Origin of the sequence: Desulfosporosinus meridiei DSM 13257, from assembly GCF_000231385.2 — a bacterium.
GTDB classification, from domain to species: Bacteria; Bacillota; Desulfitobacteriia; order Desulfitobacteriales; family Desulfitobacteriaceae; genus Desulfosporosinus; species Desulfosporosinus meridiei.
The window spans coordinates 2,076,702-2,101,171 of record NC_018515.1; the positions used below are offsets into that span (position 1 = coordinate 2,076,702).

Below are 24,470 nucleotides of genomic sequence, written 5' to 3' on the forward strand. Positions count from 1 at the left end.
AATTTCAGTAAATTAATGCTAAGAATCAATCATCTTGATTTTCGTGAAAATATCTCAATGGAATTCCAGGTATTCTGTCAAGAAGGGAAATTTCCCAACTGATATTTAACCTCACAACATATTTTTTAAATTAGGTGACAATACTACAAAGAAAAATATGTTGTGAGGTATATTATGGATAATAAGTTATCTAAAGATGCATATGGTGGCGTAGCTGGCAAAGACTATGTACCTTACATTTCCGGCGGTTCTAAAAAATCTGGTGGAAACGCGGCAGTATTAACGATCGGTATTGTTTTAGCAGCTTTGTTTGCAGCTTCTACGGCCTATTCAGGTATGAAATCGGGTCTTACAGTTGCAGCTGGTATTCCAGGTTCGATAATAGGCTCCGCACTTATAGCGGCCTTTGCCAAACAAAAGGGTATTCTTGGGAAAAGCCTAATTCAAGGGATGTCAAGTGGCGGGGAATCAATTGCCAGTGGGATGATATTCGTTTTACCGGCAATTATTTTAATAGGTTCAAAAGCTTCTTTTTTAGAAGGCTTTGTTGTTGGGGTAGGCGGCGTCTTATTCGGTATAGCCATAGCTTCCCTAGTTCATAATTACTTAATCGTCGAAGAACACGGTGAATTAATGTACCCTGAGTCAATGGCTATCTCTGAAACACTTGTAGCTTCAGAAGCCGCCGGAGAATCTCTTAAGTACATGGGAATAGGGTTTGGAATAAGTGGTGTCATAACTATTATAACGGGTTCATTTTTAAATGCCGTTAACAACGTTATAAGTTACGTCAACGAGTCCTTTTACAAGTGGAGATTTCAAGTTGAAGTTAATCCCTTATTATTAGGTATCGGATTCATAGTTGGCATGGAAGTTTCTTTAACGATGTTTGCTGGTTCGATTTTATCGAACTTCGGTATTTTGCCTCTAATAGGTTACTTCTCTGATCTGGCAAAAGGTGACGTAACCGTATGGAATAATCCAGGAGTTGCGATCAACGCTATGAAAGTTAGTGATATAGCCGGTAGTTATGTAAAATATATCGGCGCAGGTATGATGCTTTCCGGCGGTTTAATTGGTGCTGTAAAGTTAATACCTACTATAATATTTTCAATTAAAGAAACTCTCAACGCTAAGTCATCAAACAATGAGGATAGCTCATCTGTCACAAACTTAATACTACTTTGTGGTATAATCGTAGGTCTTATTGCCGGTTTCTTGGTATCCGGCGGTAACATACTAATGGCCGTAACTGCTTCTGTTTTATCATTATTCTTATCTTTATTATTTGTCATTGTTTCAGGTCGTTTAACAGGTACTATTGGAACTTCCAACCTTCCTGTATCTGGTATGACTATAGCTTCTTTAGTTCTTGTAACCTTTTTATTCGTTGTAATGAAATGGACAAATCCTGAAAGCAACCGATCTTTACTTCTATTTGGTACATTTATCGTTACTGCTATAGCAACAGCTGGCGGTTACTGCCAATCTCAAAAAGTTGCCTTCATAATAGGCGGAGACAAAAATGAAATGCAAAAATACTTCGCTATAGCAGGTATCGTTGGCGTCGTAGTTGTAACTGGTACTATATTATTACTTTCCAATCAACTTGCCATGACCGGTGATAACGTTCCCTTTGCCCTGCCTCAAGCAAACTTAATGGCAACCTTAACGGCTGGTATAATCTCAGGAAAATTACCTTGGGTCATGATTATTTTTGGTGTTATTATGGGAATCGTTTTATTCTTTCTAAACCTGCCTATCATGACAGTTGCTATAGGATTCTACTTACCAATTTCTACAACTTCCATAATTTTAGTAGGTGCCTTAATTCGTTCCCTCGTAGAAAGAACTTCCACATCTGAAAAGGAAAAAGAAGTTAAAGTATCGAATGGAATAAGCTTATCTTCGGGGCTAGTGGCTGGTGGTTCTATAATAGGACTTATTGGTATAATACTTCAAGTATCAGGTGTGATAAAAGGAAGTGAGCCAAGTGGCTTCGCTGCTTCTAACGGTATGGCAATTATGATATTAGTGATTCTGGTAGTTGCTACCATAATACCTATAATTACCAGTAAGGCGAAAGACGCTAATTAACAACGCAGGAAATTAAATATAATCTTTTAAAATTATGGCAAAGCATGGTGAGGTTTCTTCATCTTAAGAAAATGAGAGCAGTACCCGAATTACAGGGTAACAATTGCCTAATTAAAGGGAGGATTAGTACTATGAAATTCTGCTGGAGCACATTAAGGGTCGCAAATCTAGAGGAATCTTTAAAGTTTTATCAGGAAATAGTGGGCTTAAAATTAGTCAATAGGTTTCCTGCCGGACCGGGGGTCGAGATAGCCTTTTTAGGAGACGGAGAAACAAAGGTTGAATTGGTCTGTAACGCAGCCGATACGGAAATTAATTGTGGGACAGATATTTCTTGGGGATTCGAAGTAGAGTCTGTGGATGAATTTATGACATTCCTTAAACAAAGAGGAATAGAAATTCAAAGTGGACCGTTTCAGCCCAATCCTCACACAAAGTTTTTCTTCATTAATGATCCCAATGGATTCAAACTTCAATTTGTAGAGAATAAGTAATTTGGTCAATTCACCCCCTAATCATGGGATAGTCTTATTAAGTTTAAAGAATGTGGCTCACCTTCAGTATTCAAAAGTCAGCCGACAGGAATAGTTGCCGGAGAGTGGAAAATGAAATGGAACCGACATTTTGGGATATTGCAGGTCCTATCGCACTACTTAGCCTACCAATTAGTTTAGTTCTATCAATATATTTTTTTTTGCAAAAAGAGGATCGTATTTATTTTTATTTGCAGCATAGTCACAGTGATATGTCATTTATTACTTTGGTCAATGACTCAGTATTTGAACCCGCTTAAAGATTCTCTTATTACTGCTGGTAAAAATCTAAACTGGGGAGAATGGTAAACTGTGATTAGGAAAGTTTCAATAACGATAATAGGAAATAAAGACCTTCTTTATGAGCTATATGACCATGTTAAACAATATATTTATAAACCGGAAGCGAAAAAATGTGAATATACAGGTCGTGGAAATTTACATGTAATATTAGATAATGAATATTCAGGGTATCATTATTTGATGGAAATGTCGGAGAAGTTCCAATTGCATCCACATATAGCTCAGTGGGTAAGATACACAAAAGCAGAAGAAGAGAGTGCCAAGTTTTATGTTATGGGTATTTCGACCCCTTTAGAGTTAGAAGGAACAAAAGCAAGTGATTATGGAACGCAATATAGTGGCGGTTGTCCCCACTGCGGCCTTGGCGGGGAACCGGTGTCGGATGTGCTGGTGGACCGTAAGTTCATGAAAAAATACAAAATTGGAACACTGTATCCTGATATCTATGTTTCGGAAGAAATCAAGGAACTTATAGAGTTAAACAATCTGACAGGAGTTTCATTTGACCATGTAGTAAAAGACTATAAGGGACGAGAAATGTCAAGGTTTTTAACTCTTGACATCCATCACGTCTTACCCCCCATGAGAGATTCTGTATGGTTAATAAAGGATAAATACCCTGACAGACGTTATGATGCATGCGGGCATTCAGTGGTTTATCTACGCTCAGATATACAATATGAAAAAGAGAAACTGGATGAGGCACAGGATTTTAACCTTACAAGTGAGTATGTTGATAATTTTCGTTTAAGGCAAATTATTGTCAGCGCACGAGTGCGGAAATTATTTAAGCAAAACAAAGTTTATTCAGCTTTTTTCCCTGTAGCGATTCTCTGACGCTACTAAAGCTTGAGGTAGCTAATGACCTATTAGAAAAAATACAAGCTCTCAAAAATAGATAATAAAATATAGGCCACACACAGTTTTCCGCTGTGGTGGCCTATATTTTATACCAAACAGTATAAAAAGCAAAAGTAGAACAGCCCATCCCCTAACTGATTCCGGTAAAGACAATAGCTGTCAGCAAATCAGCCCGATTATTTAAAAACCCAAGTAAGATAATGATACAAAAAAACGCTTCGTAGTATTAGCTTACCGCTATAGCAAGTGATTTGAAAAGGCAGGAAGTCGGGTGTTCATCTTTTTCAAATCACTCCATGAGCGGTAAGCCAATAGACCCCTGAATTTTTTCTGAAACTCTATACGAACCTGTAAAAGATTGTCTTTACCGGCTGGCCCGGTGATTTGAAAAGCTGTATGATATTGCTGTAATATTTTCAAATCACCAATATTCAGCCGGTAAAGACAATGGCTGTAAATGGTGAAGAAACTAAAAACGGCACAAGCCATCAGCACAACCAATAACTACGGCAGGATAATTATTGCCCTCTACGATGTCTATGACAGCAATAACTACTGGCTGCGTACGCAAGGGATGAAGTATACCACCAGTGAGCCAACCATTCTCGGAGAGACAACCATAAACTCTGAAAAGTGGGTATTTACCGGCTATCTTCAATATGAGAACGGCACAGCCCTTTTAACCAGCGGCAGTATGACCAATTCTGCACGGGAAAAGAGCCTGCAATCAGCCGCAAGACACATAATGGGTGAAGGGTGGAGCCTCGATATCCCTTACCTGGAAGTTAACGGTGAAAACGTCTATGTAACCCTCCCCAATGGCCAGACGTATGAAGCGGACTTTAGTAAAATAACCACCGCCAACGATGAGGATGAGTGGATCATTACCGAATATGAGTAAGTTAACCCTAGTCAAGGACAACGAAAACGGTCGAAATTACCGCTATCAATACGATGCCCTGGGAAGAGTCGTTGAAGAAAACGACAATCTTACAGGTATTAAAACCGATTACAACTACAACAAATCTGGAACGATCAAACGCATGAGTCATCTATCTGGAGACACGATCCTAGATTCGTTTAATTATGATTACGACTTGAGGGGTAATCAGACTCAAAAAGAAGAGAACGGGACCGTAACCCAGTATTACTATGATCCGCTATCCAGGCTCAAGACCGTTTTGAGTCCCGATGACGAAGTGCTCGATTATAAGTATGATGACTTAAGCAACATCGCAGGTTCTGTAGAAATCAAGGGCAATAGAATTTCCGAAACCTTCTATTTATATGACAGAAACAGCCGACTTCTCTTAATGGAAACCCTACAGAGTGACCAGGATGTGGAGCAAAGATTTTCATATGACTAAGAAGGAAATCTTAAGACAAAGGAAGAAGTCATCAAGCAGAGCGGAAACCTGGCAGCCAGTCAAAAAACAGAGTATCTGTTTAATGGATACAACCAACTGGAGGCACTCATTAATTCCGACGACAGAATAGTAGAGTATACCTACAATGGTGATGGCTTAAGGACCGGAAAACGCCTTGAGGATCAAACCATCAACTATTACTATGACCGTGGGAATATTATCTTCGAAACAAGCAATGATGAAGTCACGGCGAAAAACATTCGAGGAAATCGTTTAATCTCCAGGGAAACAAGTTCCGGGGTGTATAATTATCTCCACAACGCTCATGGGGATGTCATCAAGCTACTTAACGAAAACGGGGATGTCGTTAAGGATTATACCTATAATCCCTATGGCGAGGAAGAAGTAAAGGGTAGTAATTCCTTCGGTAACAGTCGGTTCACGGGTGTATGGCAGCAGGAAGTCGAGCAGATAGACAACCCATTTAGGTATTCTGGAGAGTATTTGGATAATGAGAGTGGGCTGTATTATCTGAGGGCTAGGTATTATGACAGCGAGACGATGCGGTTTATTAGTGAAGATTCAGTTAAGGGAACCCTTGGAGATCCGTTGAGTCTGAATTTATATACGTACTGTCAAGGCAATCCCATTAAGTATACTGACCCAAGTGGACATTTGGCAGACGCAGGTGGAGGTAGTTATGGATTTCAGGGGATGAGTAAAGCTGGGACGTTAAATCTTGATGGGCTAATTGCTAGTACAGATCCATATTTCGGACTTGATGAGTATTTCAATGTACCGTCAGACTATTATACAAACCCTCCTGCTAAACAAATAACAAGTGCTTTTCAACAATGGGTAGATCAAGCATACGAAAAAAATCCGAATGATAGGAGCCTTTCTGAAGAAGTTGCAGTAAGATTATTCCCCAGTTCAAAAGAGCTAGAAGCAACTTAATAATGAAATTGAACAAGGGAATATCAGTTTAGGAATTATGCCTTTTGGAGTAGGAGGTATCGGGGCAGGTAGTTCGTTCATGAATGACTTGCTGAAAAAAGACTTAAAATATACGGAAAAGTATGGACTTGATGCGAGAAAAGTGCTGCCTGATGGAAGAATACGATACTACGGAGAAATGAACCAGCTTCCAAAACAGGCGAAATGGCTGGTAGAAGATTAGTCCAAGAACTTGACCCAACAAATGGGAATATTAGAACATGGCAGGAAACCTTAGATGGTTATGGAAACATACGACAGGTAAGACCGCAATTAGGTTCAGTTAAGATGCACTATATGTTTGATGAATATGGAAATTATACGGGGATGTGGTGATAAGCATGATAAAACCTACATTAGAGGATATTATTGAAAAACTGGAGCTGGTCGATGAAGGGAAGTTAAGTCGTGAGGAGATTTCTAATTGGGCCGAAAGAACCTCTCAGTTTTTTGAAAGTGAAGGTACATTGAGTGAAAAGGATATATCCATTTGGAAAAGCCTTGATGTAGTAATGGGTATTGACATTAAAGATTCACCAGAAGAATACCTTCATAATGAAATTGACATTAGGAACTGGATAACGAGGTTTAGAGCAATACTCAGGGATTCTGAAAAAGGTTAAATATCTAAAAAAACTTCTGCCACAACATTGTTGCGATGTCGAAACATATTTTCGAAACCTCAATTAAATAACATTGAATTAAGAAACTAACTACCATAATGATAATTCTGCGGTCAGATTCTGGGTACAACAATTCCGATCGTGGAACAAGGGTCCAGCGAAAAGTCGACTGGACCCTTGTTCTATTGCAGTGAATTTAGCCGCATTTTGTAGAGAGCGGTGATCCTTTCTCTAGCCTTTGTGATAAAATGGCGGTAGATGTTGGAAGGATATCTGCCACCACCTAAAAAGCAACTACAGTTTGACACCTTAGGGGACGGGTAAAGCTTATTCAATTCAATCATATTCGGAGGCGGGCAACAAGATCAAAATAACTTGCAGAACATTCCGGATGCTGCAAATTTTTATGAAGTAGATCCCAAAGTAGTAGCAGGTGTTATATACGCGGAACAGCCAAAATACAAATGGATAAGATTGGTATTGATGTTGTATAAAAAGGCTCTTTCGCTCTATCCAGCGGAAGTTTCGAAATATTTGGAACACCTTGAGAAACATTATCATGATATTAAAAGCATATAGAATAAGTAATCTTAGTCAATTCACCCCATAATCACTGCTTATTATCATTTGCTGCAATGTATCTTTTTCAAAAATGCAAAAAAGCTTCCTTTAGGGGAGCTTTTTTGCATTTTACTGTATGACAATCAATAAAAGGAATCGGAGATGCCTATACCCCGTATCGTTCTTAGGTATTTGACGAAAGTCGGTACCTTACTTATAATGAGGCTCGTGAATATTGTGTAATATGTAACAAGGAGAAGGGAAAAAATGAAATGCTAAATGGTTATCTATTAATAATTCTCGCAGCTATAGGCTATGGGGCTTTGCCCATATTCGTAAAATGGGGGTATAACCTGGGTTTAACCATGGATCTTATGTTATTCTCGCGATTTCTGATAGCCAGTAGTTTAATGGTTTTTATCCACTTGGTCAGTCGAAAAAAGGGCTTAAAAATATCCAAATCTTGTCTTTTACTACTAACCCTCCAGGGATTACTGTTTTTTGGCTGTTCATATTCCTACTTTCTATCTATTAAGTATATGTCAGCCACCATTACTAATATATTGCTTTATACCTATCCTCTGATGGTTGTACTTATGTCCGCCATGTTTTTTAAAGAGAAAATATCCTTGGTTAAGGGCGTAACTTTACTGATTGCCTTTTTCGGTTGCTTGCTGGTGGTAGATGTTGTAAATATATCAGGGCAAAAAATCAGCATGCCGGGCTTTTTTTATGGTGTTTTATCAGCGCTATTTTATGCGCTATACAATATCCTTGGACAGCATCTTTCCGAAAAGGCGGATCCATTTACCGTATCCGCTTCTACAAGCATCATTTGTTTGTTGGCTACTATGGCTGTTTATCCTCCGACCAATGTCTTTTCGGGTCACTCCCAGTCAGCCCTGTGGATCGTAGGTCTTGGAACAGCAATAATATGTACCGTTATCCCTCTTTTTTCTTATCAAAAAGGGCTAGCCCTTTTAGGAGCCAGCCAGGCTTCTATCTTAAGTACCATGGAACCTGCAATAACCATCGTATTAGCTGGCTTCATTCTGGGAGAAACACTGACAAGCAGCCAACTGCTAGGAGGCTTGCTTGTTATATGCGGAGTTTTGTTGCTTAAATTAGATAAATTGGAACGCCCCTATCCTTTCAAACGTCATTTGAGCCATAAAGCATAATAATTGGCTACCATTTCAAATGGTAGCCAATTCAACCTACACGTTTAGAATATGACTCCTAAAGCAATAAGAATCAAAATAGCAATCCCGATAATTGCTGCACCGACACCGACTCCGCCATACCCACAACCAGCGACTGGGGCAACGGGAGGAGGACAGCATACATTACCCATTCCGTACATATTGTTTCCACCTTTCTAACTTAAATTAGAATACAATTCCTAAAGCGATGAGAAGAAGAATTATTACTACAACAGCTGCAATGCCAGCTCCAAATCCTTTTCCATGATCACAACCGCAAGCGGCTCCATCCATGTTACCAAATGCCATTTAATTTACCCCCTTTAACTTTGACTTAATTCATAATATGGAAATAATACCCAATTGAAATTTGTCTAAGAAAAATTCTTTGGTATATGATGAATCGAAATCCTAACCGAAGATCTAAACTTGCTAGGTAAAAGTTATAACCAATGGTAGGTTACTTTAAAAAGCAAATGTAGGCGAGATATTGACATGAGCCGGTACATGCACAACAAATATTTGTCTCTCCATAAAATAAATAAGTAAAAATATGGAAATAGAGAGGTGTCTGTGATGTACTATACAACCCAACCGGGAGATTCTTTATACACTATTTCAATGCAGCATAAAACAACCCTTCAACATTTGATCAATATAAATCCTCAAATCAGCAATCCAAATATGATTCGTGTTGGCGAAAAAATTGAAGTTGGCAATCCATGGGTTCTCAATCCATGGCGGGGTAACGAATGGCGGATGGGCATGGAAGAGTATCAAAAAGGTATTGAAGAATACCGAAAGGGCCGTGCTGAGTATCGTAAGGGTCGTAAAGAACAGCTGAAATATAAAAAACGGTAAAAAAGAGGAAGACGGCGATAAAGTGGTTCCCATGTCAAGGACATTTTGAAAAAGGGGAATAATAAAATCAAAATATTTCATATACACTCCCAATAAGGTGGAGATATGACGAAAGCACTGGTTGTTGCATCCTTGTGGATTACAATTTCCAGTGCTTTTATTTGAAATCATAGCTATATAGCTTATGAAAATTTTAGAGTCAGAACAGCTTCTTTCGTCTAACATTGTTGGTCTGGTTTACACTCTGTTTAAAAACCTATATTATCGTAAATATGTGTTTTACGAAAATGAGGTGTGGCAATGATTAAAATATTGGTGGTTGATGACGATGCTTATATTCGCAGGCTGGTAAGTACCATATTGAAGGATGACGGTTTCGAGGTTTACGAAGCTGTAGACGGCCGGGACGCACTTCTGAAACTCGACGAAAAAAGAATAGATCTTTGCGTAGCTGATATAATGATGCCTAATATGGATGGCTTGGAGTTTTGCCGGAATGCCCGCAATTATTACAAAGATATGCCTATCCTTATGCTGACGGCGAAAAGTGAAATAGGCTCAAAAATTGAAAGCTATGGATCGGGTGCGGATGATTACCTGACAAAACCTTTTGAAGCGGAAGAATTGCTGCTGCGCAGCAGAGCGCTGCTGAAACGCTATAAAATCGCTTCCCAGCAAACCATTGCGATAGGCCTTCTTACCGTGGACAACACCAGTCATACAGTTTCAGCCAACGGAGAACGCCTAAGTATTCCCCTGCGGGAATTTGAACTTCTTTTTAAGCTCGGCAGCTTCCCGGGAAAAACCTTATCCCGCAATCAGCTGATTGAGGATATCTGGGGGTTCGATTTTGACGGCAATGAACGCACTTTGGATGTTCATGTCGGACGGCTGCGCGACCGATTTCCGCCCGCAGGATTCGGTTTTCAAATTCTCACCATCCGCAGCTTGGGTTATCGTCTGGAGGTGATTTCTTGAAAGAAAAGAGCTGGTTGCAAAATTTACTCTGGCTGTGTTTTGTTGCGTGCATGCTGGCGGCGTGTTTTGTGGCGAGCTATCTGCTGATGCTGCTGATTTACCGGTTCATAGGAAGACCGTCGGAACCGTGGTCGGATATGCTCTACGGTACTATCAATTTAGTCCTGATTGTCGGAAGTTTTATGTTAGTGGCTTTTATACATCAAGACGATCGGTCCCGCCTTGCGCAGAGAACCCTTGAAGCTTTGGAGAGAATAGCCCAGGGTAATTTTGATGTCTTTATTGAGCGGGATAAACATGGGCATTTTCTTGAAATCACTGACAGCATCAATAAGATGGCCAAAGAACTCGGCTCCATGGAGCAGCTGCGGCAGGATTTTATCTCTAACATATCTCATGAGTTTCAATCGCCGCTGACATCCATCAGTGGCTATGCCGCCCTGCTGCGCAAGGACGGAGCGACGCTTAAACAGCAGGAATATGCCGCGATCATCGAAGAGGAAAGTAAGAGATTATCCAAACTGGCAGATAATCTTTTGCGGCTGTCGGCCTTGGAAAGGTCGGGCAGATCTATCACGAAAGCCCCATTTCGCTTGGACAGACAACTCGAAAACGTTGTCTTACTCTTAGAACCGCAATGGAAAGCAAAAAATATTATTCCCGAAACAACCTTGCCAAAAATAACTGTCTATGGAAACGAGGATTTGTTAAAGCAGGTTTGGATCAACCTTTTGGTGAATGCTCTAAAATTTACTCCTGAAAATGGGGAGCTTAACGTCAGCTTAAAACAAGACGGCGAAACCGTGGTTTGTATCATTTCCGATAACGGTATCGGTATAGCGCCAGCTGAGCAAATGCATATTTTTGAGCGATTTTATAAAGTAGATAAATCCCGTGACCGCTCATTAGGTGGAAATGGGCTGGGACTAGCCCTGGTGAAAAAGATTATAAATTTACACCAGGGTAAGGTTACTGTGGAAAGTGAGTTAGGAAAGGGAACAGTATTCCAGGTTAAATTACCCACCAAGGAATAACAGAAAATCGGGCAAAAACGGCGTAGGAACTATCCTGCAGCCGTTTTTTTATTCAATTACAAACAAAAGTGCAACTAAGGCCGCTGCCTTTTCCGCCAAGTTTCTTAATGTTTAAAAGCTTTTCGAAAAATGGATTCCTGTTTACGCTCCGTTTAAATTCCTATTCTATGCTGAGTTCAGGAATGCGCCGATTTTCGAGGGGAGCGAGTTACGGTGCTCAAACTAGTGTGCAATTCATACAGGGAGGAATCAAACAATGCTAACGAAGAAAAAAGTGATTATTTCTATTGCTGTTTTAGTTGTCCTGATGACAGGTGTTATGTTGTTAGGCAATCAGGAGAGAGCAGCTGAAGCAGAAAATAAGCAAATTACTATTGAAGCTGTAAATAATAAGGTTTATGTCATGGTTCAGCAAGTGAATTTTATTGAAAAAGCAGCAGAAATTGAATTCAAGGCTTCCTTGGAGCCATCGGAGGAAGGTATCGTAAGTAGTAAAGTCGGAGGAAAGGTTGTACAAATTCTGTTTGAAGAGGGTGAGTACATACATCAGGGAGAGCCTCTGGTTAAACTTGAGGAAAAGGAGGCCAGAAATAATCTTAGAGCAGCAGAAAGTCAACTGTCTGCCGCTCAAGCAAGTTTGACAAGTGCTGAAGTGAATTTGGAATCGGAACAGGGTAATTTTGAGAGGCTGAAAGTACTTTTTGATCATAATGGAATTGCTAAGGTTGAGCTGGAAAAGGCAGAAATAGCTGTAAAAGTTGCGAAAGCAAACCTCGAGGCCTTAAAAGCAAATGTCCTTACTGCGCAGGTTAATGTGGAAAGTCTGGCGGATTCTTTAGCCTATACCACTATTAGTGCACCAATCAGCGGAATGATGGATGAAAAAAGTGTGAGTCTGGGTCAGAATGTGGATTCGGGAACCATACTTGGGAAAGTTAAAAACATTTCACCGATCAATGCTGTCATAGAAGTAGCGCAGACAAACCTGGAGGATATTAAAGTTGGGCAAAAGGCCCAAGTAACCATCGGAGAGAGCAACCCATTAGTCTATGAGGGAACGCTGAAAAGTATCAATGGGTCCGCTGACCCATCCTCACGGGTTTTCAAAGGCAAGATTCAATTGGATAACCCAGACCAGACCCTCAAGCCCGGAAGTTTTGCCAAGGCAGAAATAGTTAATGACCAAAAGGTTGAGATAGCTACCGTTCCCCTGGCAGCTTTAGCAGGCAATGGAGATAACTGCTACGTTTACGTAAATGACCAAGGGATTGCCCGTAAACGCAGTGTCATCATTGGCGAAACCGAGGAAAATGTGGTAGTCATTAAATCCGGTGTGCAAAAAGGCGAGAGCGTAATTTGTACTAATGTGAACACATTGCAGGATGGAGACGCTATAGCGGTAGTTGAGGAATAGGGGGGATAAGGATGATTTTAGCTGATGTCAGTATTAAGCGACCTGTTTTTATTACGGTTATTTTCGTAGTCCTCCTAGTAGTGGGTATTCTCTCCTACAATAGACTGACGGTCAATGATATGCCTCAGGCGGATATACCTTATGTTACAGTAACTGTTGAGCAAAGGGGAGCATCGCCGGAGCAACTCGAAACTAAGGTGACGAAGCTTGTCGAGGAAGCAGCAGGACAGATTTCCGGTGTAAAGCATATAAGTTCAACCATCACTGAGGGAGTGTCTAATACAGTTCTGGAGTTTTCTATGGATAAATCCGCAGATGTGGCGGTTCAAGAGGTGCGGGATAAAGTTGGCTCCATACGAGGGCAGCTGCCTCAAGAGGTTGAGGAGCCGGTTATTGCCAAATTTGATATGTCTGCCGAAGCTATTTTTTCTCTGGCAGTATCCGGGACAGGAGAAACTAAAGAGTTATCTCAATTAGTCGATGATGTTGTAAAAAAGGGTCTCTATACGGTTAAAGGCGTTGGTGCAGTAAACATCCAGGGTAATACAGGACGTGAAATACATATTCTGCTGGATAAGGAAAAGCTCGCTTCCTTTGGCTTAACTACGTCAGAAGTAGTTAATAGCCTGCAAAGTGATAATCTTGAGATGCAGGGCGGTAAGGTGACGGATGCCAGCACAGAAATTTCCCTTAGTACAACCAGTAATATCAATAAAGTTGAGGATTTTAGTAACGTTCTGATTGCCAAACGGGCAGGATCTGAGATCAGAGTGCGTGATGTAGCAGAAGTGAGGGATGGAATGAAGGATAGGGAATCTCTCTGCTTTTATCAAGGCAAGCCGGCCATAGGGATTGATATCATCAAACAATCAGGGGCCAATACAGTAAAGGTATCAGAAAACGTTAAAGAAGAATTGACGAGAATTGCAGGACTGCTGCCTGAAGGAGTAAAAGTTGACATTGTTCGTGATAATTCCCAGGCAGTAAAGGACACGGTCAACAATGTTAATAAAACTGTCCTGGAAGGGTGTATCCTGGCAGTTGCCATTATCTTTCTCTTCTTGAATAAATGGCAAAGCACCTTGACAAGTGCTATTTCTCTGCCTATCTCCATCATTACCACGTTTATTGCCATGAAGCTCATGAATTTTTCCATTAATACCATGTCAATGATGGCCATATCACTTTCCGTCGGACTGCTGATCGATGACGCAATTGTTGTCATAGAAAATATTGAGCGCCATCTGGGTATGGGTAAATCCCCCTTTCAAGCAGCCCAAGATGCTACTTCTGAAATTGGTCTGGCAGTACTTGCCACGTCCCTGTCCGTCGTAGCTGTCTTTCTCCCAGTTGCCCTGGTCAGCGGATTCATCGGGAAAATATTTATTGAGTTTGGCCTGACAGTTGTATTTAGTATGTTAGTTTCGTTGTTCGTTTCTTTTACTCTGGTACCCATGATGTCTGCTAAACTGCTCAAGGCAGAGGATAAAAGGGAAAAAGGGATTATTGGCAAGTTTTTAGGATGGTTTGACCAAAGGTTTGATAAACTTGCGGGAAATTATTCACAATTACTTAAGGTAGTCCTCCGCCACAGGGTGAAAACTCTGGTCTTGGTTTTCGCTATGTTTGCGGGAAGTATCGCTTTAGTTCCCGGGCTGGGCTTCACCTTTCTACCTGCCACAGACTTGGGGGAACTTACCATCGATGTGGGGCTGGACTCAGGTTTATCCCTGGAGGCGGCAGGACAAAAAGCTAAAAACTTGGAAAGTATTGCTTTAAAATATCCTGAAGTACGGAGTATGTATACTACAGTAGGCATGGATGAAGTATCAATTTACCTGAAGTTGTCTGATAAAAAGGAACGAAAGGACAGTGCCAAAGACATCGCTGAGAAAATGAGAAATGATTACGAAAAAGTTCCTGGGATAGAGTTTGCCATTTATACAGCTTCAATGGGATCGGGCACCGCAAAGGATGTCACCTTTAATATTAGGGGGAATGATTACGAGCAGATGCAAACTATTGCCCTGGCAGCAAAACAGATGTTGAGGGAAGATCCCAGTGCTCGGGATATAAGCATTAGTTATAAGGCAGGAAAGCCTAAGCTACAGCTGGAGGTGGATCGTGATCAGGCAGCAGATCTGGGAGTCAATTCGGCTGCGGTAGGAGAAACCCTAAATACGCTGTTTGACGGTGTCGTCGTGAGCAAGTTTAATGGAGCAAAAGACCGCTATGATGTGAGGGTTTCCCTGGAAGAAGATCAGCGCGTGGACTTAGGCAGCTTGAGCGGGATCTATGTCTCAGGCTCAAATGAGCGTATGGTTCCCCTGGACCAGGTGACCCGCAAGGCTTTTGCAACCACCTCTTCCACCCTGCAAAGGTACGACAGGGCAGGAGAAATTGAACTCTCAGCCAATGTTACAGGGATTTCTGCCGATGATTTTTCAGCGTTAAATTTGCAAAAGCTCAATCATGAACTACAGATGCCCAAGGGTATTTCTCTTGTACTGGCTGATGATCCAATGGGAGATGGCTTTATTGAGCTGGTAATAGCCTTGGGAATGGGCATTCTCTTTATATTCCTGGTTATGGCAGCCCAGTTTGAGAGCTATATTGACCCGGTAGCGATTATGTTTGCTCTGCCTTTGGCTATTATCGGAGCAATACTTGGCCTGTTTATTGCCGGCAGTCAGCTAAGCGTCATGTCTTTGATCGGGGTCATTTTGTTGATGGGCCTAGTTGCCAAGAATGCTATTTTGCTGGTTGACTATGCCAGACAGAAGAGAAGCGAAGGAGCAGAGATCTATAACGCCTTGGCGGAAGCTGGACTGGTAAGGCTGCGTCCCATCGTGATGACGTCTTTGGCTATGATTTTCGGCATGCTGCCTTCAGCATTTGCGCAAGCAACCGGCTCGGAGATGTATGCTCCAATGGCTCATGCGGTTATTGGGGGATTAATTACTTCAACGATTCTGACGTTATTTGTTGTACCGGTTATTTACACCTTGTTGGATGATTGCAAAAAAATGTTCAGAAGGCAATCCTCGGTAATCAGTGTCAAAGGATAAGTATAAAAATATACTGGATCTATATTTTTAAAGGCTACCATTTCAAATGGTAGCCAATTCAACGTACACTTTTAGAATATGACTCCTAAGGCAAGAAGAATTAAAATAGCAATCGCAATAATTCCTGCACCGATTCCTGCACCGACTCCGCCATACCCATAACCAGCGACTGGGGCAACCTGAGGAGGACAGCAGACATTACTCATTCCGTACATAATGTTTCCACCTTTCTAAATTAAAATTAGAACACAATTCCTAATGCGATGAGAAGAAGAATTATTATTACAATAGCAGCAATGCCAGCTCCAAATCCTTTTCCATGATCACAACCGCAAGCGGCTCCATCAACGTTACCAAATGCCATTTAACTTACCCCCTTTAACCTTGATCTAATCCATAATATGGAAAATATTGCAATTTGAAATTTGTCTAAGTGAAATTTTTTTTGGATCATGTCTGAAATCCTAAACGAAGATTTATACTTCCTCTGCATAAGTTTTAGTACGAACCGAGGTTACTCGACTCGAAAAGAATTAACTTGACAAAGCCAAATCAATGAGGTATTTTATTAGCAGAATAGTTCTTTCGACGAAGTATTCTCTTGAGGTAATAATATCTGGGGGACTATCATGGGGCAGGAGAAGGTTTTAGATTTCGTATTGGATAATTTAAAGAAAGTATTTTTCCCTGAAGAATGGATTCAGTTGGATCTGAGTGTTTCCAAGACCGAACTCTTAGCTATGCTGATTGTCGACAGGTATGGAGAGGTAATCATGAGTCAGATATCAGATTATCTTAATGCTCCACTTAGTACCACGACGGGGCTCGTCAATCGCTTAGTTAAAAACGGCTATCTGCAAAGAGAAAGGAGCGAGGAGGATCGGCGAATTGTAACGATCCAGCTTACGGATAAGGGTAAAACTATGATGAGAGAACTTAAAGCAACGATTGAGTCTTACCTGGAAAGATTCAATGCTCTTTTATCCGCTGAAGAGCGTCAACTTCTATTTAAGATTATCCTGAAGATCGTTAATGAGTTGAGCCGAAAAGATCCAGTCGCTGAGAACCATGAAAAGCAGGATCATTTCTTACGAAAAATACCGATTGAATAAGTTTTCATATTTCTTAATCCAGATGCTCACCCTAACTTCTTTAAAAAGTAGGTCAATGAGGTTGCAAATGGTGCAAATGGATTATAGAGATTTTTTTAAACAATACTTCGCACAAAGTACTATTCGTTAGAAATACAGTACTTTACGGGAAATAAAATGCCAATATAATGCAGGAGGGATTAACTATGAGAATTATTTTGTATACCGGAAAAGGCGGAGTGGGAAAGACCAGTATTGCCGCTTCAACCGCTTTGCAAAGCGCAAAAAAAGGCCAAAAAACTTTGGTTGTCAGTACGGACCGTGCCCACAGCTTGGGAGACTCTTTGGATATTAAGCTGTCTCCTGAGCCCCAAGAGATTCGTCCCAATCTCTGGGCCCAAGAAATTGATTCCGTGCACGAAGTTGAAAAAGGCTGGGGGCAGGTACAAAAGTATTTAACCACCTTATTTACGGCAAAAACCATTAAAGATATTACCACGGAAGAATTAACGGTCTTTCCCGGCATGGAGGATTTGCTGAGTCTCTTAAGAATCCTTAAGTATTATAAAGAAAAGACCTTTGAGGTGATTATCATTGATTGTGCGCCGACAGGGGAGACTTTAGCCCTGCTTAGCTTCCCGGAAATGCTTCGCTGGTGGATGGACAAACTCTTTCCTATTAAGAGAAAAGCTGTGAAATTTATGAGGCCGGTAGCGGAACCAATTCTCGGGATTCCCTTGCCCACTGATTCGGTAATGGAAGAGATAGAAAAAATCTACCACGAGCTTGATGAAATGCGCCAGGTGTTTTCCGACCGGGAGATTACAAGTATTCGTATTGTTGTCAATCCGGAAAAGATGGTTGTTAAAGAAGCTCAGCGCAGTTTCACCTATTTAAATATTTATGACTTTAATGTGGATGCCGTTGTCGTCAACAGAATTATACCCAGTAATATTTCGGATCAGTATTTTTCCCTCTGGAAAGATATCCAGAAAAAATATCAGGAAATGATTAGAGACAGCTTTTCCCCTGTCCCCATCTATTATGTGCCGCTCTTTGAACAAGAAATTGTGGGCTTAGAGATGCTGGAGAGAATGGGGGAAGAGATCTTTAAAGGAGAAGAGCCCACGGAAATTAAGTACAATGCCCGGACACAGAAAATAAGCAAAGAAAATAACGAGTATATTATGGAGATCTATATGCCTTTCACCACAAAAAGGGATCTTTCCCTTAACCAAAAAGGGGATGAGTTGATTATCAGGGTAGGAAATATTAAACGAACCATTACCTTACCCAGAACGTTGCAAAGTCTGTCTGTTCAAGGAGCCAAATTTGAAGATGAAATTCTGAAAGTTCACTTTGGAGGTGTCAGCAATGAATGACGAAATCCTTAAACAGCTGGTTAATTTCAAATTGTCTTTAGTTCATAAAACTGTGGAGAGATTGCCTGAGTCCGTGCAAAAACCTATCAAAGGTCTGGAAGCCCGAGTAATGCAAGCTCTTTATGATATCAGTAAAGAGTTCGTGGAAAAAACACCCGTTGGTGAAATTGATAGAACCGGTGGACTGAAGCAAATCAATGTGGAATGATTAGCGGGAGATTGAGTTTAAAGATGAAGAAAAGGATTTTAAAGGCTACTATTTTAAAAATGGTAGCCAATTCAATGTGCACTTTTCTTTTAGAATATGACCCCTAAGGCAATAAGAATTAATATAGCACTCGCGATAATTCCAGCACCGACCGGCACATACTGCGTCCAAATAAGAGTCCTATGTCCCTAGAAGGAACCATTGAAGAATCAATCAAAGAGAACTCCTTCTAATAATCCAGAGGCGTTGCTCTTGACAGACTAAGTTATAAGTTCTATATTATATCAAGTAACTAACTAGTTACTTACTTACTTGCTTGGACGTAAATCACTAAGCAAAAGCAATCTATCAACTAATGAAAGTGGTGACATGAAAAATGAAAGGTAACCCGACACATCCACTTAATAGCGAAAAAGGCGGTGACCTTACTCGTTCGGAGGAAAGTAAACAGCGAATACTTTTAGCCGGAACAGCTATTTTTGCTCTAAAAGGACTGGAAGGTTCAAGAGTAGATGAAATTGCTGATGAAGCAAAGATTAATAAGCGCATGATCTATCACTACTTCGAGAGCAAAGAAAACTTATATGTGGAAGTACTCCGTTACAATTATACTAAGCTCTATGCAAGAGGGTCGTCAGTAATCCAGTCAGGGGCCGACCCTGAAACAGTGATTAAGCAGGGGATTCGGGAATACTTTTATTATTTGGCAGAGCACGATGAGTTTGTGCGTCTAATGAGTTGGGAAGCTTTGAATCAGGAGAAATATGCTAACAGAGTCCTTCCCCAACTAATTGACCCTGCTGAGCCTGTGCTCCGCGAGTTTTTGCAAGAAGGCCAGCGAGCGGGTTTGATACGTAGGAATATTGATATCCGTCATCTTCTGGTGAGTGTTAATGCACTATGTCTAGTCTATTTTTCAAGACGGGAAATGCTTCAGACCTTCTGGAAGGAGGATATGATGGCTCCTGCTATGCTCGAAGAGCGCTTGACACATATCCAAGACATTATCTTTAATGGAATATTAAAACATGGGGAGGAAGAAATGTGAACTTGCAATACATCAAAAAGGTAACAAGAATAATCGGTTTGTTGACCTTGGCTACAACCCTAACAGGGTGTGCTTCCTATTTTCCGGTAGGAGTAGCAATTGCTAATCAACAACAACCCGCTACAGATTTCACTGGAAATGCAGAAGCACAAGAAGTTAGCCTTAATACCAAAATTCCCGGCCGAGTAGTCAAGTTAAATGTCCAAGAGGGTCAGCAGGTTAGGGCAGGAGACATAGTGGCCCAAATAGACGACAGTGATCTTAAAGCAAAGGAAGAAGCAGCACAGGCTGCGGTAAAGGTTGCTCAAGGAGACATTATCAAAGCAACAGCCGCAATGTCCGCTACAAACAGCGCAACCACTGCTGCCATCACTAAAGCACAAGTTGGAGTTGAGAAAGCTAAAACCGACGCGGAATTAGCGCTGAAGACATATCAACGGATGCTAGATCTACATAAAGCAAAGGTTATATCGGATCAAGATATGGATGGAGTGGAAAATAAATATAAGCTGTCATTAGTAGGGGTGGAAGCTGCTGAAGCCGACTTAGGAATGGCTCAGGCGGCTCGTGCACAACTCGACGTTTATGCTGCAGATATTCAAAGAGCACAGGCTTCCCAGGTTGCTGCCGAAGGGCAACTGAAAGAGATCGAAAATAACCTTGCGGAGGCTCAGATCAAAGCACCTTGTGATGGGACGGTTACTTCGCTTAATGTCAAAGAAGGGGAAATGGTCTCCCAGGGGCTGCCCCTTATGAGTGTCACGAATTATTTGGACAACTGGGTTAACGTGAAGGTAAGTGAGAGTGTGTTGACTGATCTAAAGTTAGAGCAGGAAGCTGCCATTCTGATCTCCAGCCAGGAGGATAAGAAACTTAGTGGGAAAATTATAGACATTAGCCGCAAACCAGAATTTGCCACCATCCGGGCTACCAATGACCGGGGGGAAAAGGATATCGTTTCTTATAATGTTAAAGTTCAGGTTAACTCGCCAGCCTTAAGGCCGGGTATGGAGGTTAGTGTAAAATTTAATTAAGGGTGAGGAGTCTGAACAATGGGTATTCTTAAAGTAGCCCTCCGTGAACTCAAGTATATTATCCGAAACAAACGAATGTTGGTAGTAATATTCATGATACCGCTGCTATATATGATACTATTTGGTCTGATGTATAGTACTCATGTGGTCAAGGACATCAAGACTGTAGTTCTGGATTATAATAACACGGCCACCAGCAGGGCTATCGCCCAGGGGTTTCGGGATTCTGAGAAGTTTGATGTTGTTGGCCAGGTGGCAAGCGAAGCTGAACTACGCAGCGAGATAGAGAATCGTAAAATCACTGCGGGCATCGTTATCCCAGCAGATCTGGACGCTAAGATAAAAACCGGGGAAGGCAGTACCGTTTTGGTGATTGTCAATGGAACGAACCTATTATTCAGTAATGCTGTACTTTCTGCGGCTAATGAAATAGTAGGAACTTTTTCCGCCGGAGCTAGTATCAAGGGTCTGGAGAGTGGAGCAGGACTGCTTCCGAACCAGGCAGCCTCAGCCGCCATGCCCGCGCGATTTGCTCTTAGAATATGGTATAATCCAACCTTCAACTATGCGAATTTTTTGCTGCTAGGCTTAGCAGGTACAGTGGCACAGCAGATTGCCTTGCTCTATGTAGCAAGTGCTTTGTCAAGAGAAAAGAGCCTTGGAACGATTAATGAACTGAGGCCTTATAATGCAATCGAAGTGGTCTTGGGGAAGTTAACTGTCCACTTTCTGCTTAATATGTTGAGCGCTAACTTAGTCTATTATCTCTGCATTAGTTATTTCCAAGTGCCCTATCACGGCAGCATATGGACCTTTGAGCTGCTGCTTTCCGTTTTTCTCCTGACCATCATGTCCTTAGGAGTGATGCTATCTATTATTTGTAAAAATGAACTTGAAGCCACACAATTAGCTATGCTTTTTGCGGTCCCTTCCTTTCTGATATCCGGCTTCACTTGGCCCCTTCAGGCAATGCCTGATTTTGTGCAGATGATTTCGAAAGTTCTTCCCCTTACCTATTTCGTTTCCGAAGTTAGGGATTTGGCCTTGATGGGAATTAGTTTGGAGCAGGTTCTACCTAACATCTGGACACTGCTAAAGATGACAGCGGTATTTCTGCCGGTAGCCATAGGATTAGTCCATCGTCAGCTTAAAAAGGAATTTCGGCAGGTAGAAGAAAAGTTCACAGAAATAGCGGGATAGATGCGAGGCCCTTGAAATATGTTGAAACAGCATATTTCAAGGGCCTTAATGTAGCATTGGCTAATACAATTATATAGAAATGGGAATATATCGGATAGTTGATGTTTGAAATATCCCGACTTGACTAGGGATAAGTCCTCCGGGCTTTTAACTATTGTCAGAGAGGGATATTTATACTATAATACAACCTTATTATCAAACAATAAGTTATTGTAACTGAATTTGGAGGATGGCTTATGCTTAAGGAATTACCAAATGATTTTGTTTTCTTTAACGGGTTTTCTTCTTGGGAAAATTCAAAATCAGGTGGGTAGGGATAACCTTGTCAATACTCTTTAAATACCTCTGATAAATCTATACGTATTGACCTTGATATCTCAAATTGTATTAGATCAGTTTCGCAATAGATGTCGGGGCGACCGAATTTTCCTTCTTTGTCCAATGTAAAAACTACGACAGTCTTTTGTTCGGGGTAGATAATCCAATATTGATTAACCCCTGCTTTTTCATAGAGATAAAACTTATCCTTAATGTCTTTACGTAGAGTTGATGGAGATGTTACCTCAATAACGAGATCAGGGCCACCAACACATCCATGATTATCCAGCTTATTTCGATCACAGATAATAGCTAGATCAGGTTGTACAACAGTGAAGATATCGTCACTGTTTTTTTCCTGTTCTGGCAATCTTACATCAAAGGGGGCACCAAAAACTTGGCAAGGACTGTCTTTAAGGGCGTTGTAAAATTGAGCTATGAGCGTAGTAACAATTTTTTGGTGTTGTGTCGATGGAGAGGGAGTCATATTATAAGGAATTCCGTTAAGGAGCTCCCACTGTTCTTTTTCCGACCAAGTTAGATAGTCTTTATAAGTGAATTTACGGTCAAAATTTTGTTCAGGTCGGCTCATCAAGGATCATCTCCTAAGAAGTTGATTAAAGAGTTCTATCTCTATTCTGTCAAGTTCCACATTTTCCCTTAATTAATCATAACATAGAGGTTACCTAGCGGCAAGCGCCAAAATTCGGGTTCATGCAACACAAGTGTATGTAGAAGTACCATAATTGCGCTTTATCAAAATCATTGATTATCCTTCTTATCGAAGAAAAGGGCAGACATAATGATCCAATCAAGTTAGAATTATACAATGGAATTTAAGAAGGTATTACCTTATACTTAACTCAAATTATTAAGCACCTTATGAGGAAGGGCCTTAAATGATATGCTTACAAAAGAATTACTAAGTTATATATTAGATATTGGAGAACTAATGCTTGTCAACGGTGCTGAAGTAAATCGTGTGGAGGACTCCATCAGTCGAATCTGCAAAGCATATGATGCAAAGCGGGTGGATGTATTTACTATCACGTCTAGCATCGTCGTATCTATTCAGTTGAAAAGCGGAAATACCCTCACTCAAACCAGGAGGATTTTAAGTTACTCAACGGATTTGGATAAGCTGGATAGGCTTAATAATCTTTCCTACTACGTTTGTAAACACACACCCGAGGCAGAATATATTAGAAATGAAATAGAAAAAATCCGAATTAGACGCAAATATGGTGCGGTTGTCCAATACTTGGTATATGGTATGATCGCTGGAACGTTCACGATTTTCTATGGAGGCGACGTGAATGATGCAGCTGTTTCTGCGGCTATCGGCATGATATTGAAATTAGCAATCACTTTTATCCAAAGAGTTGATAAGAATGTTTTTTTTGTAAATATACTATGCTCCTTCGTTGTAGGCATGCTGGGGTTTCTGCTAGTTAGAATGGGGATAGGTCATAGCTTCGAAATGATTGCAATCGGAAATATCATGCTTCTTATACCTGGATTGGCTCTCACGAACTCAATAAGGGATATTATAAGCGGAGATACGATAGCAGGACTACTGCGCCTTTGTGAAGCTATTCTTGTAGCTTTGTCCATCTCTTTTGGATTCGGTTTAGTATCAGTTTTTATTGGAGGCATGTTTAAATGATCCATACATATCAGATCATTACGGCTTTTATGGGTTCACTCGGTTTTTCGATTCTGTTTAATATTAAAGGAAGGAAATTAGGATATGCTGCTTTCGGTGGTATGTTAGCATGGGTGATATACTTACTGGGTGGTCTCTGGCTAAGCGGAGAAATGATGCAGTACTTCATATCTTCCATTATAGTAACCTTTTACTCGGAGATTTTCGCCCGCATCGAGAAAACGCCAGCTACTACTTTTTTAACAGCTGCTATAATTCCACTGGTTCCTGGTCGGTCCTTATACTACACAATGAGCTATGCGATCGATGGTAAGTTTGGAGATCTCGCCGAATATGGCTCTTATACGGTGAGTATTGCAGTTGCCATAGCAGCCGGGATTATGGTCGCATCTTCGCTGTCCAGAGTTTTTTTCGCATTACGTTCTTATGAATTCCGTCATAATTCAATGTAAAAAAGAAGGAACGTTAAGCTTGTCCTACTTCAGGTCATGGAGAAGTTCATGTCCAACGAAAGCGAGAGTATGGCATTGCGATCTTTAGCTAATTTTGAGATGATTGTTGACCGATTAGCTAACTATATGCATAATGGAACATATATAGCTAAAATGGAGGGAATATGTTGAAT

27 protein-coding genes are annotated in these 24,470 nt (G+C 40.9%); 22 read left to right on the top strand and 5 right to left on the bottom strand.

The window, feature by feature from the left end; all coding sequences use genetic code 11:
* Positions 1-174: 174 nt before the first annotated feature.
* From DESMER_RS09520 to DESMER_RS09560, 9 genes are all read left to right on the top strand, one after another.
* Entirely contained in the window at positions 175-2,097 is a 1,923-nt protein-coding gene (locus DESMER_RS09520) for an OPT/YSL family transporter (RefSeq protein WP_014902833.1), read from the top strand.
* A gap of 131 nt (positions 2,098-2,228) precedes the next feature.
* Positions 2,229-2,591 (top strand): VOC family protein, encoded by a 363-nt coding sequence (locus DESMER_RS09525; RefSeq protein WP_014902834.1) that lies wholly within the window; start codon positions 2,229-2,231, stop codon positions 2,589-2,591.
* Between the two features lie 351 nt (positions 2,592-2,942).
* The gene (locus DESMER_RS09530) at positions 2,943-3,770 is read left to right on the top strand and encodes a hypothetical protein (protein WP_014902835.1); all 828 of its coding nucleotides are present in this window, start codon (positions 2,943-2,945) and stop codon (positions 3,768-3,770) included.
* Positions 3,771-4,251: 481 nt separating this feature from the next.
* Entirely contained in the window at positions 4,252-4,695 is a 444-nt protein-coding gene (locus DESMER_RS09535) for a hypothetical protein (RefSeq protein ID WP_014902836.1), read from the top strand.
* Positions 4,667-5,161, top strand: a complete 495-nt coding sequence (locus DESMER_RS09540; protein ID WP_158405978.1) for a hypothetical protein — start codon at positions 4,667-4,669, stop codon at positions 5,159-5,161. The genes DESMER_RS09535 and DESMER_RS09540 overlap by 29 nt, the downstream gene beginning before the upstream one ends.
* A gap of 300 nt (positions 5,162-5,461) precedes the next feature.
* Positions 5,462-6,118 carry an RHS repeat-associated core domain-containing protein gene (locus tag DESMER_RS09545; RefSeq protein ID WP_042333607.1) on the top strand — a complete coding sequence of 219 codons (657 nt, stop codon included), beginning with the start codon at positions 5,462-5,464 and terminating at the stop codon, positions 6,116-6,118.
* A 37-nt stretch (positions 6,119-6,155) separates the two neighbouring features.
* Entirely contained in the window at positions 6,156-6,341 is a 186-nt protein-coding gene (locus DESMER_RS23760; RefSeq protein WP_158405963.1) for a hypothetical protein, read from the top strand.
* Between the two features lie 157 nt (positions 6,342-6,498).
* Positions 6,499-6,780, top strand: coding sequence for a hypothetical protein (locus tag DESMER_RS09550; protein WP_014902838.1), 282 nt, complete (start codon positions 6,499-6,501; stop codon positions 6,778-6,780).
* An 833-nt stretch (positions 6,781-7,613) separates the two neighbouring features.
* On the top strand, positions 7,614-8,522 hold the full coding sequence (locus DESMER_RS09560) for a DMT family transporter (protein WP_014902839.1): 909 nt from the start codon (positions 7,614-7,616) through the stop codon (positions 8,520-8,522).
* Positions 8,523-8,566: 44 nt separating this feature from the next.
* Here the strand turns inward: DESMER_RS09560 and DESMER_RS23950 are convergent, their stop codons facing one another.
* Both DESMER_RS23950 and DESMER_RS24690 read right to left on the bottom strand, forming a co-directional pair.
* A complete protein-coding gene (locus DESMER_RS23950) occupies positions 8,567-8,704 on the bottom strand; it encodes a hypothetical protein (protein ID WP_014902840.1) in 138 nt (45 codons plus the stop codon).
* Between the two features lie 25 nt (positions 8,705-8,729).
* Positions 8,730-8,852, bottom strand: a complete 123-nt coding sequence (locus tag DESMER_RS24690; protein ID WP_014902841.1) for a hypothetical protein — start codon at positions 8,850-8,852, stop codon at positions 8,730-8,732.
* Between the two features lie 267 nt (positions 8,853-9,119).
* On the opposite strand from DESMER_RS24690, the gene DESMER_RS09570 reads away from it, so the two are divergent.
* The 5 genes from DESMER_RS09570 to DESMER_RS09590 all read left to right on the top strand — a co-directional run bounded on the left by DESMER_RS09570 (position 9,120) and on the right by DESMER_RS09590 (position 15,898).
* Positions 9,120-9,404 carry a LysM peptidoglycan-binding domain-containing protein gene (locus DESMER_RS09570; protein WP_014902842.1) on the top strand — a complete coding sequence of 95 codons (285 nt, stop codon included), beginning with the start codon at positions 9,120-9,122 and terminating at the stop codon, positions 9,402-9,404.
* Positions 9,405-9,704: 300 nt separating this feature from the next.
* A complete protein-coding gene (locus tag DESMER_RS09575; protein ID WP_014902843.1) occupies positions 9,705-10,382 on the top strand; it encodes a response regulator transcription factor in 678 nt (225 codons plus the stop codon).
* Complete coding sequence (locus tag DESMER_RS09580) at positions 10,379-11,416, top strand: sensor histidine kinase (protein ID WP_014902844.1); 1,038 nt, start codon at positions 10,379-10,381, stop codon at positions 11,414-11,416. Before DESMER_RS09575 ends, DESMER_RS09580 begins: the two co-directional genes overlap by 4 nt.
* A 256-nt stretch (positions 11,417-11,672) precedes the next feature.
* Positions 11,673-12,830, top strand: coding sequence for an efflux RND transporter periplasmic adaptor subunit (locus tag DESMER_RS09585; RefSeq protein WP_014902845.1), 1,158 nt, complete (start codon positions 11,673-11,675; stop codon positions 12,828-12,830).
* A gap of 11 nt (positions 12,831-12,841) precedes the next feature.
* On the top strand, positions 12,842-15,898 hold the full coding sequence (locus tag DESMER_RS09590; protein WP_014902846.1) for an efflux RND transporter permease subunit: 3,057 nt from the start codon (positions 12,842-12,844) through the stop codon (positions 15,896-15,898).
* A 71-nt stretch (positions 15,899-15,969) separates the two neighbouring features.
* Here DESMER_RS09590 and DESMER_RS23955 read toward each other — a convergent pair whose 3' ends face one another.
* Together DESMER_RS23955 and DESMER_RS24695 are read right to left on the bottom strand one after the other, a co-directional pair.
* A complete protein-coding gene (locus DESMER_RS23955; protein ID WP_014902847.1) occupies positions 15,970-16,113 on the bottom strand; it encodes a hypothetical protein in 144 nt (47 codons plus the stop codon).
* 26 nt (positions 16,114-16,139) lie between these two features.
* On the bottom strand, positions 16,140-16,262 hold the full coding sequence (locus tag DESMER_RS24695; protein WP_014902848.1) for a hypothetical protein: 123 nt from the start codon (positions 16,260-16,262) through the stop codon (positions 16,140-16,142).
* A 265-nt stretch (positions 16,263-16,527) separates the two neighbouring features.
* Here DESMER_RS24695 and DESMER_RS09600 point away from each other — a divergent pair, with 265 nt between their 5' ends.
* From DESMER_RS09600 to DESMER_RS09625, 6 genes are all read left to right on the top strand, one after another.
* A complete protein-coding gene (locus DESMER_RS09600; RefSeq protein ID WP_014902849.1) occupies positions 16,528-17,010 on the top strand; it encodes a MarR family winged helix-turn-helix transcriptional regulator in 483 nt (160 codons plus the stop codon).
* A 185-nt stretch (positions 17,011-17,195) separates the two neighbouring features.
* A complete protein-coding gene (locus DESMER_RS09605) occupies positions 17,196-18,371 on the top strand; it encodes an ArsA family ATPase (protein ID WP_014902850.1) in 1,176 nt (391 codons plus the stop codon).
* Positions 18,364-18,579 carry a hypothetical protein gene (locus tag DESMER_RS09610; protein WP_014902851.1) on the top strand — a complete coding sequence of 72 codons (216 nt, stop codon included), beginning with the start codon at positions 18,364-18,366 and terminating at the stop codon, positions 18,577-18,579. The genes DESMER_RS09605 and DESMER_RS09610 overlap by 8 nt, the downstream gene beginning before the upstream one ends.
* Positions 18,580-18,955: 376 nt before the next feature.
* Positions 18,956-19,627 (top strand): TetR/AcrR family transcriptional regulator, encoded by a 672-nt coding sequence (locus DESMER_RS09615; protein ID WP_014902852.1) that lies wholly within the window; start codon positions 18,956-18,958, stop codon positions 19,625-19,627.
* Complete coding sequence (locus DESMER_RS09620) at positions 19,624-20,661, top strand: HlyD family secretion protein (protein ID WP_014902853.1); 1,038 nt, start codon at positions 19,624-19,626, stop codon at positions 20,659-20,661. The genes DESMER_RS09615 and DESMER_RS09620 overlap by 4 nt, the downstream gene beginning before the upstream one ends.
* 18 nt (positions 20,662-20,679) lie before the next feature.
* The gene (locus DESMER_RS09625; RefSeq protein ID WP_014902854.1) at positions 20,680-21,861 is read left to right on the top strand and encodes an ABC transporter permease; all 1,182 of its coding nucleotides are present in this window, start codon (positions 20,680-20,682) and stop codon (positions 21,859-21,861) included.
* A 325-nt stretch (positions 21,862-22,186) separates the two neighbouring features.
* Here DESMER_RS09625 and DESMER_RS09630 read toward each other — a convergent pair whose 3' ends face one another.
* Positions 22,187-22,771, bottom strand: coding sequence for a Uma2 family endonuclease (locus tag DESMER_RS09630; protein WP_014902855.1), 585 nt, complete (start codon positions 22,769-22,771; stop codon positions 22,187-22,189).
* Positions 22,772-23,083: 312 nt separating this feature from the next.
* Between DESMER_RS09630 and DESMER_RS09635 the strand changes: the two genes are divergently transcribed.
* Positions 23,084-23,845 carry a threonine/serine exporter family protein gene (locus tag DESMER_RS09635; RefSeq protein WP_014902856.1) on the top strand — a complete coding sequence of 254 codons (762 nt, stop codon included), beginning with the start codon at positions 23,084-23,086 and terminating at the stop codon, positions 23,843-23,845.
* Positions 23,842-24,297 (top strand): threonine/serine exporter family protein, encoded by a 456-nt coding sequence (locus DESMER_RS09640; protein WP_014902857.1) that lies wholly within the window; start codon positions 23,842-23,844, stop codon positions 24,295-24,297. Before DESMER_RS09635 ends, DESMER_RS09640 begins: the two co-directional genes overlap by 4 nt.
* Positions 24,298-24,470 lie beyond the last annotated feature (173 nt).

What these genes read in the sequence shown, in the direction of transcription:
- DESMER_RS09610 (WP_014902851.1), top strand. Translation starts at nt 18,364, where the DNA reads ATGAATGACGAAATCCTTAAACAGCTGGTTAATTTCAAATTGTCTTTA.
- DESMER_RS09550 (WP_014902838.1), top strand. Translation starts at nt 6,499, where the DNA reads ATGATAAAACCTACATTAGAGGATATTATTGAAAAACTGGAGCTGGTC.
- DESMER_RS09635 (WP_014902856.1), top strand. Translation starts at nt 23,084, where the DNA reads ATGCTTACAAAAGAATTACTAAGTTATATATTAGATATTGGAGAACTA.
- DESMER_RS09520 (WP_014902833.1), top strand. Translation starts at nt 175, where the DNA reads ATGGATAATAAGTTATCTAAAGATGCATATGGTGGCGTAGCTGGCAAA.
- DESMER_RS23955 (WP_014902847.1), bottom strand. Translation starts at nt 16,113, where the DNA reads ATGTACGGAATGAGTAATGTCTGCTGTCCTCCTCAGGTTGCCCCAGTC.
- DESMER_RS09615 (WP_014902852.1), top strand. Translation starts at nt 18,956, where the DNA reads ATGAAAGGTAACCCGACACATCCACTTAATAGCGAAAAAGGCGGTGAC.
- DESMER_RS09605 (WP_014902850.1), top strand. Translation starts at nt 17,196, where the DNA reads ATGAGAATTATTTTGTATACCGGAAAAGGCGGAGTGGGAAAGACCAGT.
- DESMER_RS09625 (WP_014902854.1), top strand. Translation starts at nt 20,680, where the DNA reads ATGGGTATTCTTAAAGTAGCCCTCCGTGAACTCAAGTATATTATCCGA.
- DESMER_RS09590 (WP_014902846.1), top strand. Translation starts at nt 12,842, where the DNA reads ATGATTTTAGCTGATGTCAGTATTAAGCGACCTGTTTTTATTACGGTT.
- DESMER_RS09585 (WP_014902845.1), top strand. Translation starts at nt 11,673, where the DNA reads ATGCTAACGAAGAAAAAAGTGATTATTTCTATTGCTGTTTTAGTTGTC.
- DESMER_RS09600 (WP_014902849.1), top strand. Translation starts at nt 16,528, where the DNA reads ATGGGGCAGGAGAAGGTTTTAGATTTCGTATTGGATAATTTAAAGAAA.
- DESMER_RS09640 (WP_014902857.1), top strand. Translation starts at nt 23,842, where the DNA reads ATGATCCATACATATCAGATCATTACGGCTTTTATGGGTTCACTCGGT.
- DESMER_RS09575 (WP_014902843.1), top strand. Translation starts at nt 9,705, where the DNA reads ATGATTAAAATATTGGTGGTTGATGACGATGCTTATATTCGCAGGCTG.
- DESMER_RS23760 (WP_158405963.1), top strand. Translation starts at nt 6,156, where the DNA reads ATGCCTTTTGGAGTAGGAGGTATCGGGGCAGGTAGTTCGTTCATGAAT.
- DESMER_RS09570 (WP_014902842.1), top strand. Translation starts at nt 9,120, where the DNA reads ATGTACTATACAACCCAACCGGGAGATTCTTTATACACTATTTCAATG.
- DESMER_RS09560 (WP_014902839.1), top strand. Translation starts at nt 7,614, where the DNA reads ATGCTAAATGGTTATCTATTAATAATTCTCGCAGCTATAGGCTATGGG.
- DESMER_RS09525 (WP_014902834.1), top strand. Translation starts at nt 2,229, where the DNA reads ATGAAATTCTGCTGGAGCACATTAAGGGTCGCAAATCTAGAGGAATCT.
- DESMER_RS24695 (WP_014902848.1), bottom strand. Translation starts at nt 16,262, where the DNA reads ATGGCATTTGGTAACGTTGATGGAGCCGCTTGCGGTTGTGATCATGGA.
- DESMER_RS09540 (WP_158405978.1), top strand. Translation starts at nt 4,667, where the DNA reads ATGAGTGGATCATTACCGAATATGAGTAAGTTAACCCTAGTCAAGGAC.
- DESMER_RS24690 (WP_014902841.1), bottom strand. Translation starts at nt 8,852, where the DNA reads ATGGCATTTGGTAACATGGATGGAGCCGCTTGCGGTTGTGATCATGGA.
- DESMER_RS09535 (WP_014902836.1), top strand. Translation starts at nt 4,252, where the DNA reads ATGGTGAAGAAACTAAAAACGGCACAAGCCATCAGCACAACCAATAAC.
- DESMER_RS09630 (WP_014902855.1), bottom strand. Translation starts at nt 22,771, where the DNA reads ATGAGCCGACCTGAACAAAATTTTGACCGTAAATTCACTTATAAAGAC.
- DESMER_RS23950 (WP_014902840.1), bottom strand. Translation starts at nt 8,704, where the DNA reads ATGTACGGAATGGGTAATGTATGCTGTCCTCCTCCCGTTGCCCCAGTC.